This is a genomic window from bacterium (genome assembly GCA_040757115.1).
Taxonomy (GTDB): Bacteria; UBA9089; CG2-30-40-21; order CG2-30-40-21; family SBAY01; genus JBFLXS01.
In genome coordinates this window covers 1-10,440 of record JBFLYA010000133.1, presented here as the reverse complement: position 1 = coordinate 10,440, position 10,440 = coordinate 1, and the positions used below count along the sequence as shown (strand labels likewise).

At 34.7% G+C, this 10,440-nt stretch carries 9 protein-coding genes; all 9 read right to left on the bottom strand.

The window, feature by feature from the left end:
* The coding region (locus tag AB1422_12120) for an ABC-three component system protein (GenBank protein MEW6620058.1) at positions 1 to 1,703 on the bottom strand (1,703 nt) is incomplete at its 3' end.
* Entirely contained in the window at positions 1,700 to 1,927 is a 228-nt protein-coding gene (locus AB1422_12115) for an ABC-three component system middle component 6 (protein MEW6620057.1), read from the bottom strand. The genes AB1422_12115 and AB1422_12120, both read right to left, overlap by 4 nt.
* Positions 1,924 to 2,673 (bottom strand): ABC-three component system protein, encoded by a 750-nt coding sequence (locus tag AB1422_12110; GenBank protein MEW6620056.1) that lies wholly within the window; start codon positions 2,671 to 2,673, stop codon positions 1,924 to 1,926. The genes AB1422_12115 and AB1422_12110 overlap by 4 nt, the downstream gene beginning before the upstream one ends.
* An 876-nt stretch (positions 2,674 to 3,549) precedes the next feature.
* Positions 3,550 to 4,671, bottom strand: coding sequence for a glycosyltransferase (locus tag AB1422_12105; GenBank protein ID MEW6620055.1), 1,122 nt, complete (start codon positions 4,669 to 4,671; stop codon positions 3,550 to 3,552).
* Positions 4,672 to 4,712: 41 nt separating this feature from the next.
* A complete protein-coding gene (gene lnt / locus AB1422_12100) occupies positions 4,713 to 6,182 on the bottom strand; it encodes an apolipoprotein N-acyltransferase (protein MEW6620054.1) in 1,470 nt (489 codons plus the stop codon).
* Between the two features lie 65 nt (positions 6,183 to 6,247).
* Entirely contained in the window at positions 6,248 to 7,090 is an 843-nt protein-coding gene (accD, locus tag AB1422_12095; GenBank protein MEW6620053.1) for an acetyl-CoA carboxylase, carboxyltransferase subunit beta, read from the bottom strand.
* A gap of 469 nt (positions 7,091 to 7,559) precedes the next feature.
* A complete protein-coding gene (locus AB1422_12090; protein MEW6620052.1) occupies positions 7,560 to 7,715 on the bottom strand; it encodes a Trm112 family protein in 156 nt (51 codons plus the stop codon).
* A gap of 382 nt (positions 7,716 to 8,097) precedes the next feature.
* A complete protein-coding gene (locus AB1422_12085; GenBank protein ID MEW6620051.1) occupies positions 8,098 to 8,922 on the bottom strand; it encodes an ABC transporter permease in 825 nt (274 codons plus the stop codon).
* A 215-nt stretch (positions 8,923 to 9,137) separates the two neighbouring features.
* Positions 9,138 to 10,064, bottom strand: coding sequence for an ABC transporter permease (locus tag AB1422_12080; GenBank protein MEW6620050.1), 927 nt, complete (start codon positions 10,062 to 10,064; stop codon positions 9,138 to 9,140).
* Between the last annotated feature and the right edge of the window lie 376 nt (positions 10,065 to 10,440).

Here is a 10,440-nt window from a genome sequence, read left to right as displayed (position 1 = left end):
AGTTTCCTGACTACATTACTGGAAAAATCGAAATCGCCTCTAAAATCTTTTTGGGGAATCATGTCTGAGTTGAAGGTACAAATATACTGAAATCCATGTTTAGAAGATTCAGATGCTGCCAATTGTAGAGCTAATGCCCTCTGTCGTTCATCGACACCATCAAAAATATTGCTGTCATGAATTAAGAATATTGGTGTCTTCGTTCTTTTTGCCCACAATTTTGCCAACATTAAATCATAGCAAAAAATTTTCATGTTACTTATACCGTGGCTGCCTGAACGTTCTATATTAATTCCAAATTTAAATCCTTTTTTCGTAAAATCTATGGATAGTGTTCCAGGTACTTCATAAAGTGCTTCTGAACTTTCATTAAATGTTAAAATTGCATCTCTTCTTTGAAACTCTCTCTCACTCAAATCTCTGTTTGCCTGTTGATGAAGAAGTTCCTGTTCAATAGATATTCCACTCTTTCCCTGTTCAAATTTCTTTAAATTTTCTAATCTTATGGATATATCCTTTAACTGAGAGACACTATTCTGATGATTCTTCTGTAATTCGTTAAATTCCTCTAATGCACCATGACTTTGTAAAATCTGCATTAACTCTGTTCGTTGGGATGTCATTTTTTTTATTTCATCTTCTCGACGAGAAATATTGCCTCTAATTCTATCCATCTCGTTTGCTAAGAAATCCTTTCTGTTGGCTACTACTTTACGATGGAAATCAAGAACTTCATCGATTTTTTTTGTTACTATATCCATGAATACTAATCCAGCCTCTTTGTAAATCTTGATGATTTTGTCGGTTCTTGCATCCTTCTCCTCACTCAAACTCCCTTCATAATGTTCAAGAATCATTCTATCAGTCATATTCAGATTAACTAATTCATGTATATTTTTTGTCAAATTATCGGCATTTCTTTCAATCTGGTTATACTGATTATGAACCTTAAAACTTCTTAATTGGGAGTCCTCATCTTGAACTTGTGCCTCTATCCTAATTTTCAGTGCTTCTAATTCTCCAATGTTTCCCATAAGATTTGCAAGTAAACCAGACTGTGCTTCTTTTTTGAGATGGTTCAAAAATTTTACTCTATCTTTAATAACTTGTAGTTTCGAGGCATATTCCCAACCAAGACTAAGTAAAAAAGCATTATTGATTTGAATATCCCATTCTCGTTGGCTCTTGTATTGCTGAAAAGGGGTAAGAAAACCGCCTCTTTGTCCATTTTGTCTAATGAAGTATGAAATTAAGCTTCTAAAAGTCGGTACATATTCAAATTCGTCATAAATCGGCTGAAGGTTGAACATTAAAATACCTAAGCATTTCTTCCAATCATTCCTGGAAATAATTTGCTTCCTGGATTTCTCATCAATAGTAGGTTTAATCTTCCAATCGGAACAATCTCCTTCAATAATTATCTTATTATTGTCTGCGGTATTACGGGATATAGAATATGTTTTCCCACCCAAGTCTAAATTTAGTATAAATGTCCAATTATCCAACCGTGGATTCTTCAATGTCTCTCTCTTGTCAGCACCCAGGCAAAAATGGATTATTTCTATTAAGGTAGATTTTCCAAGACCATTTCTTGAATCTTTTATAGTCGCTTCTTTAGTTCTTTCAGCGAGTATAACATTAAGCCCATCTTTGAAAACGATTTTTTTAAATGAGGGATTATCACACTCTATTGAATGAATCATTTTTCAACCCTCCTAATTATTCCATCTTTCAATTCAACAATACCTAAAATGAATAATAAATCTAACCCCAAAGTAAATCTTTCAAAATTTCTTACCTCAGATAATTCCCTTACTTTGTCCCAGAGTAGACTGACAGTTTGGTTTGTTGTAATATTGTCTAATAGAATTGCCCCCAGATTTAATATAGAGTTTGATATTTGAATATGCTTGTTTGGGAGTATCATTGTTCAAACACCTCACATTTCTCAAATAAGTATACCAAAACTGCTAATCCTGCAGCTTTCTGTTTAAAATCACTAGATTCTCCTGAAGCAAAACCTACGAGGGCATCGAATAAATCATCACCCATAAATCCATCAATGTTTTTCAATTTATTATATTCGTTTACAAAGCCTGCTTTAAGTCTATCACTGAATTCAATATCTGGAACTTTATTAATGAAATCAGCTACTTGCTTTACTTGTGTCATCCCATTCACTATTGACCGTTCAATTCTTGAAGATAACATATTTTTCTTTATTTTATCCTTAGGCGGTATAATGTCGTATCTATCAGGCGGCTCTGATTGATCAGAAATGAGATATTTTGTGACAATACTCAATTCTGCAAAAGTAATATTTAAAATTTCTTTTTCGGTAGAATCTTCAATCCATTCTTCATGTTTATTTTTCATCTCTTTCAATCTTTGAACAGAATATTCTTGTGGTTGATCATCTACTATTTTATGATGATTTCTACAAAGTACAATACGATTGGAATACGAACTCCTTTCTCTCTCAGTCATATCAGGATTATATCTTGCTGAACCTGGTTTCTCACCCTCAATATGAGCCATATCTCCAATAATAGCCTCCTTATCCCCTCTTGTCCTATCTTTAATCAAGAGACTATTGCATCCGGGGAATGCACATCTATTTCCACTTCTTGACCATAGAAGTTTTAGATCCTTACTGGATATGTCGTTACTCATTGTATTTCACCATATCGTTCAACTGATTATTTATTCGTCGTTGTTAGCAAAGGGTTCGGAATGTTATATATTGTACTTAACCTCGTTTCATTTCCTTCTTAGACCGCAATGGTAGATTCACTCATACATCCACTTCCCTTAAGCTGATAGAAATTTCGATTGCTGATAGGAATTTGCTGATAGCTGATAGGAATTTTGATTTTTGGGCAATTTGGGAAAAGTGTCATAGGAATATCCTTCTCAGCTTTTTTTTAGGACAAAAAGCCCACTCCGATAATTATAGTATATAAAAACTATTTAAGTCAAGTGAAAAATCAAGAACCGAAAAATGGACATAGAAATGGTCATACTACTCTTTAGCCTGTATAAAGGTATTTTTTAACCCGTTTGACACAGTACGTTTTTTTAACCATTGTGGTTATAATAAGTATACCACAAAACTCATTAAAATACAAGGGGTTTTATCGTTTTTTTCTATCCTACCACTTCAATGAGATTATTATGGTTCTGCAAAACCAAGAAACTGTAGTTTTTAAGCAGGTATTTAAAACCTCTATTTTTATCAATTACCTCCAAAGAGCAAAATGCAAAACTCGTTTATAGTTTATAGTTTATGGTTTATAGTCTATAGTCCTTCAACTATCAACTATCTACTATCAACTATCAACTATCAACGGTTTTTGGTTTTACGCTTTTAGTTTTAAGTTTTTCAGAGAATTTGCAAATTTGCCAAAGTTCAGTAAAATTATCTCTTTCCTTTCAACGTTAAAATACTTGAAGTCCTTTTTGAAATTTGATTTGTAATTTTGCATTTTGATATTTGATATTTATTTGTCGTCTTCCCCAAATCCTATTTTGCAGAACCCTACAATGAGATTATGTTAGGATAGAATCCTGAGCTACTTTAATTATATCAAAGGCAGATTTAGGCTTGCTAATATTTGAGGTTTTCTGGCGCATCTTAAGTAAATTTTCTGGAGTAATTAATAATTCCTGGATTGTTTTTTGTATTTCAAATTCATTGCTTACTTTTATCGCCACACCTTGAGAAATCAGATATTGAGTGTTTCTTTCTTCCTGCCCCGGGATGGGATTGACAATGAGCATTGGTAAGCCACAGGCTAAACTTTCAGCCGTGGTTAGCCCCCCTGGTTTGCCAATAAGGATATTCGATATTTTCATTAATTCATCTATAAAATTCACATAACCAAATACCTTAGTTAATTTTGGTAGAGTAGCGGATATTTCTCTAAGTTTTAACTCTAATTCCTTATTTGTGCCTGCAACAACTATAACTTGGAAATCAATATTTTTTATCTTATTGAGACAATGAACTATCTTGTCTATCGGGCCCAATCCTAATCCACCTCCCATAATTAAAATCGTTGGCAGGTCATCTTTTAACTCATATTTTTTCTTTAAATTATAAATGTCCTTATCTTCTGTAAATACCGGGTCAATAGGAATACCTAAAATCTTAATCCTTTCTTTATTAATCCTCTTTTCCTCGAGTTTTTTAGCGGTCTCGTCATTTGAGACAACATAGTAAGACACATTCTCATGAATCCAGTAATTATGAATATCAAAGTCTGTAATTACCCCAATTAGTGAAAAGTCATCTAACTTCTTTTTTAAAGCAGAAAATATCCCACAAGGAAGGGCATGGGTACAAATGACAACTTGAGGATTAAATGATGAAAATAATTTATGTAATCGAGTAGAATTCAAGGCGTTAAGTGCCTGTCTAATCTTAGCCGTCAATTTAACTATCTGTTCATTGTCATATATAAAATCCCAGAAATCTGGATTTGTCTTGATTATTTCAAAATAAATCTTTCCAATGATATTTTCAAGTTTAGGGTGAAAATATCCAAGTGGGTCAATTTCTAAAACATCTATTCCGGGATAAATCAAATTCAATGTTTTATGGATAGACTGAGCGGCTTTTCTATGACCGGTAGTAATATTGATATAGGATAACATTACTCGTTCTAACATGCTGGACCTCTTTAAAAGTGAACAGTATCTTACTTAATCGGTTATTGTCTGCTGACTACTAATAAAAGCATTCCGATAGTTATGACTAACGAAAGAAGGGTGAATATCCCCTGACAGCGTGAAAAAAAGGTCAATTTAGACAATGGATTAATCTTAGTCAAGAATATTTGTTGAGTATTTTTTGTTGTTTCTATATCTTTAAATGCCATATCTTTATCCGGGTAGTAAATAATGCCTTCAACACATCTGCCATAAGGGTCGATGGTAGTGGTAATGCCAGTATTAGCCACTCTAACGATAAAGCGTTTTGTTTCGATGGCACGGAAGGTGCTCATCATCGCATGTAATCTGGGTTCAATAGTATTTCTAAAATGACCATCATTGGCTAAGACAAATAGATATTCTGCGCCCAACCTGGACATCTTTGTTACAATTTGAGGGAAGGTATCTTCATAACAGACAATTACCCCTAATCTACCAAATTTTGTTTTAAAAGGTGAATAATCATAGCCAGAGGAAATCTGTGATTCTCCAAATGGGACAGGTAATATTTTCCGATGAACAATATCATATTCGCCGACTTTTGAGACTAATTCCCCTTCGGGTGAAAAAACAAGAACAATATTATACATCCTTTCTTTTTCATAAGTTAAACTTCCCAAAACTAAATAAGTCTTTATTTCTCTGGCTAATTCAGAAATAATTTTATAATATTCAGGTTGATGGATGACATCCGTGGGGATGGCATATTCAGCCCAGAGGATAAAGTCAGGATTAAATCTTTTTTTTGCCTCTTTAGTGAGTTTGGAATAGGTAGTTAGAATTTCTTCAATATGTGTTTTTCGCCACTGCCAGGTTTGATAGAAATTAGCCTGAATAGAAGCAACCTTTATTTCCTTCGATTTCTCCGAATTTAAAAAGAAACTATAACCATAGATGAGAATTAGACATCCTGAAAATAACAATCCTGAGCGAAAAGCCTGTCTGCGAAAATCAGAATGAAAACAAAAAGCAAGGGCGGAATTTATCCCAATAATCAAAAAAGTAATGAAATCTGTTCCGGTAACATCAATAATTTGAATAAGTCGTAGGTATTTAATCTGGGTATAACCTAAATTCGCCCAAAATGAACCAAGAGGAGTAAAATTATTGTAAAGATATTGTAATGTTATCCAGAGAAATGGTGGGAAGAGAATGATTAAATAAACATTTTTACTTCGTTTCCAGACGACCTTAGTAAAATAACAAAATAATGCCATAAAAAGTGAAAGAATGCCAACAATCGCTAAAAATACCCATATTTTAAAAAGGCAAAGCCAGTAAAATAGCCCGGCAAAGGTAATTATCCCGGTGAATAAACCTACCCCAAAAGCCCATTTTGGCGTGGCTAATCTATTTAACCCTATTAATAAAGGAATTAAGGCAAAATAGACTAAAAACCCTGAGTTGAATGAAAAAAGAGTCAGAATTAAAATTATGGCAGATAAAAAGGATAAAAATATGGTATTCATTGAATCCTAAAATCAGGAGTCAGGGGTCAGAAGTTAGATATATAGGGTATCTGCCCTCTGTTTTTCTAACTCAAAAGTTTTAAAAGCTGGGTGATAGTATTTTTCATCTCCTGACGAGAGACAACCATATCTACCAGCCCATGTTCTAACAAGAACTCTGCCCGTTGAAATTCCTTTGGCAGTTGTTGATTTATTGTTTGTTCAATCACGCGCGGTCCAGCAAACCCTATTAGGGCATTTGACTCGGCAATGATAATATCACCAAGTGAGGCAAAACTTGCGGTTACTCCGCCAGTAGTCGGGTCAGTAAGAACAGAGATAAAAAGTCCCCCAGCGGTATTTAATCTCGCAATCGCACTTGAGGTTTTAGCCATTTGCATTAAAGACATTATCCCTTCTTGCATCCTTGCCCCACCTGAACTTGAGATAATAATTAAAGGCAGTCTCATTGAGATAGCCTTTTCAATTGCTCGGGTAATCTTCTCTCCCACAACTGACCCCATACTTCCACCCATAAAACTAAAATCTAAAATACAAATAACAACTTTATACCCACTTATTGTCCCGGTGCCACTCACAACAGCATCTTCAAGTTTTGTTTTTTGTTGATACTCAATTAAACGGTCTTTATAACTCCTGGAATCAGTAAAATTTAAAAAATCAATTGGTGCAATATCAACATCATCTTCCACCAAACTATCTTTATCTAAAGTAATGGCTATTCTTTCCTGACTACTCAATCGAAAGTGGTAATGACACACAGGGCACACCTTAAAATTACTTTCCCAATCTTTTTTATAAATCATCTCACCACATTCTTTACACTTTATCCATAATCCCTCAGGAACTTCGGCTTTTTTCCGTATAACCGGAATAGTGGTATATTTAGGTTTTCTAAACCAGGCCATTTTATGTCTCCTTTATTTTGAGGTTGTAGAGTTCTGCAAAACCAGGAAACTGTATTTTTAAGCGGGTATTTAAAACCTTTATTCTTATCAATTTCCTCCAAAGATCAAAATGCAAAACTCGTTTATAGTTTAGGGTTTATAGTGTATAGTTTATAGTGTATAGTGTATAGTTTATAGTGTATAGTCCTTCAACTATAAACTATAAACTATCAACTATCTACTACATTTCAGCGTTAAAATACTTGAAGCAAAGATATTACCAAATTCCTCCAACTCTTTGAGAAACCATGCTCCTTCCTTTTTGAAATTTGATTTGTAATTTTGCATTTTAATATTTGATATTTGATTTAATTTCAGGTCTAACTCTTAGTTATCTCCTCCTTGCAGAACCCTTTTGAGGTTGAGGAAAAGTGATTAGTTACTGCTGAACCTTTGACTTTTTCCACTTAACCTTAATCTCAACCTTTCTCTATTCTGCCTCTTCCTCTAACATCACTGGAATTCCATCTCGTATTGGGTATTTGCGTCCACAGGCATTACAGATTAACTTCTGATTTACCTCATCATAAGTAATATCACCTTTACATACGGGGCAGGCTAAAATATCTAATAATTCTTTATCCATCATTTTACCTCCAACAGTTTGGTAACTGGTGAATGATAATTAGTTACCATTTAACCGATTACTTACTTTGTAACTATTCACCGCAGAGACACAGAGACGCAGAGAAAAAATTAAAATCTATTCACCAGAAACAGAAATTTCCTTTTTTTGTGCATTGCGGGTCTTTTGTTGTTTATTAATCTTTTAATACGGACTTTCGACTAACTGTTTTTAAGCCTTTTTAAACACCGAAAAACGCGAAAAACACGAAAAAAAAAGATATTTTCCTCTCTGCGAACTCTTGCGTCTCTGCGGTGAACGGTTACCTTACTTTTAATTTCGTGAAACCCGACATAAGTATACATTAAAAATGAATAAATTTCAACAAAAATATTTAAAGTTATCAAATTTTTCCCTTTAATTTTGGGTCAAGAATGTCTCTTAGTCCGTCTCCTGATAGATTGAAACCAATCACTACTGTTGCAATAGCCAGTCCAGGGAAAATGGAAAACCAGGGTGCGGTAAGGATAAAATTACTTCCAATGCTGACGATTGAACCCCAACTTGGAGTCGGTGGTTGTGCACCTAAACCAAGAAAACTTAAAGATGCCTCACTTAAAATATATCCACCAATCCTTAAAGTAGCGACAACGATAATTATCGGAAAGATATTTGGCAGGATATGTCTTAAAATTATCCGGACATCAGAGGCGCCAATGACTCTTGCCGCCTCGATATAATCCTGTTCTTTAAGAGATAAAATTATTCCTCTGATTAATCTGGCAAATTCTGCCCAACCAACGGTAGCTAAAGCAATATAAAGAGTAATTAAACCTGGTCCAACTGCGACCGAAACTCCAATTGCCAGAAGTAACCCAGGAAAGGCTAACATAATGTCTGTTAAGGCAATAATCAATTTATCTATCTTACCACCGACATAACCTCCGATACCTCCAAAGACAAAACCAATAAACATGGCTAAAAAAGTCGCTATCGTGCCCACGGTTAATGAAATTCGGGCACCATATAAAATCCGCGAGAATATATCTCGTCCAAGATTATCTGTGCCACAAAGATGTTGACAATCTGGAGATTTCAGCCTTTGTTCCAGGTTAATTTCATAAGGGGAATACGGAGCAATTATCGGTGCACAAATAGCAAGAATAATGAAAACAGTGATTATAATTAGTCCTATTAAAGTTGTCTTGTTTTTATATAATCTTTTCATGTAATTATTCAGCCTTATTATATTTCACCACAGAAAGGCAGAGAGTAATCTTTACTCTTCTAAACCTAAAACCATTCTTCTCATTCTATGTTTTAGCACATACTTTGAAATCCTAAATTCCAAATTCTACATTGGAATTTATTTGTCTACAGATTAATTCATTTATATTCATCTTCTCTGCGTCCTCTGTGCCTCTGCGGTGAATAGTTACCTTTTCATTTTACCCTGATTTTTGGATTTAGAAAATGATATAAAATATCTACGATTAAATTAACGATAACAAAGACAAAAGCCCCAAACAGCACAACACCCATCACTACTGGTATGTCCCTTTTTATAATTCCTTCAACCGCATATCTGCCAAGTCCTGGCCAGCCAAATACTGTTTCTGTCAGAACTGAACCATTAAGATAACTTCCAAAGTCTAATCCAATAATTGTCACAATCGGGATAAGGCTATTTTTTAAGGTATGTTTAAATATGACCACACTTTCTTTTAATCCTTTTGCCCTTGCGGTTCTAATATAATCTTCTCCTAATATTTCTAATATTGATGTCCTTGTAATTCGGGCAATTAAAGCCACCGAGCGTAATCCCAGAGTAGTCGCGGGTAAAATAAGATAAAGAATATCTCCATCACCCATTCCTGAGGCTGGTAGCCAGCCAAGTTTAATCGAAAAGATAAAAATAAGAAGTAGTCCAAACCAGAATACCGGCGTAGAAATACCCAATACGGCTGAAACCATAGTTAATCTATCCCAGATGGAATTTCTGGTAACCGCCGCAAAAATTCCCATTGGGAGACCCAATAAGATAGCAATAACCATCGCCGATATTGCCAATTTTAAGGTATTTGGGAATTTCTCAATGATTGTTTGTGTAACTTCCTGTTTAGTTGAAAAAGACCGACCTAAATTACCATGGATGACTCTATTCAGATAACAGAAATATTGAATATGGAATGGTTTATCAAGTCCCATTTCTTCCCGTATCTGTTGAAGGGTTTGGGCATTGACCCTTTCTCCAACTATACCTGAAGTAGGGTCGCCGGGGATAACATAAATCAGGATAAAAGTAATCGTCGCTATCCCGAATAAAACAGGAATGGTTAGTAATAATCGTTTAATAATGTAAATTATCATTTCCCGATAAGTGTATCACAAACCTGGGGTTTTGTCAACTCGCAGGGGTGCAAAGGGTAGTAATTGTTCAGCCACTGATTATAGCAGTTATTATTCAAAACTTTACGACCTGTGCGGTTAGAAATTACAAGCAAATTTCCTCAAACCTGAAAGGTTTGACTTTTACATAACCGTAGATAAAATCTACGGAGCGAAGAAAAACTCCTGCTTACTACTCAACCCTGAAAGGGTTGAATTCTAACCATGGATGTAACTATTCAGCACAATTATTCGATCTGTGCGGTTAGAAGAGAAACCTCCCCGCATTAAGGTTAAAGACGTACTCTCCCTTCTCCGCCGCTGGCGGGGGATTAAGGATGTGAAAATCTTCTCAACT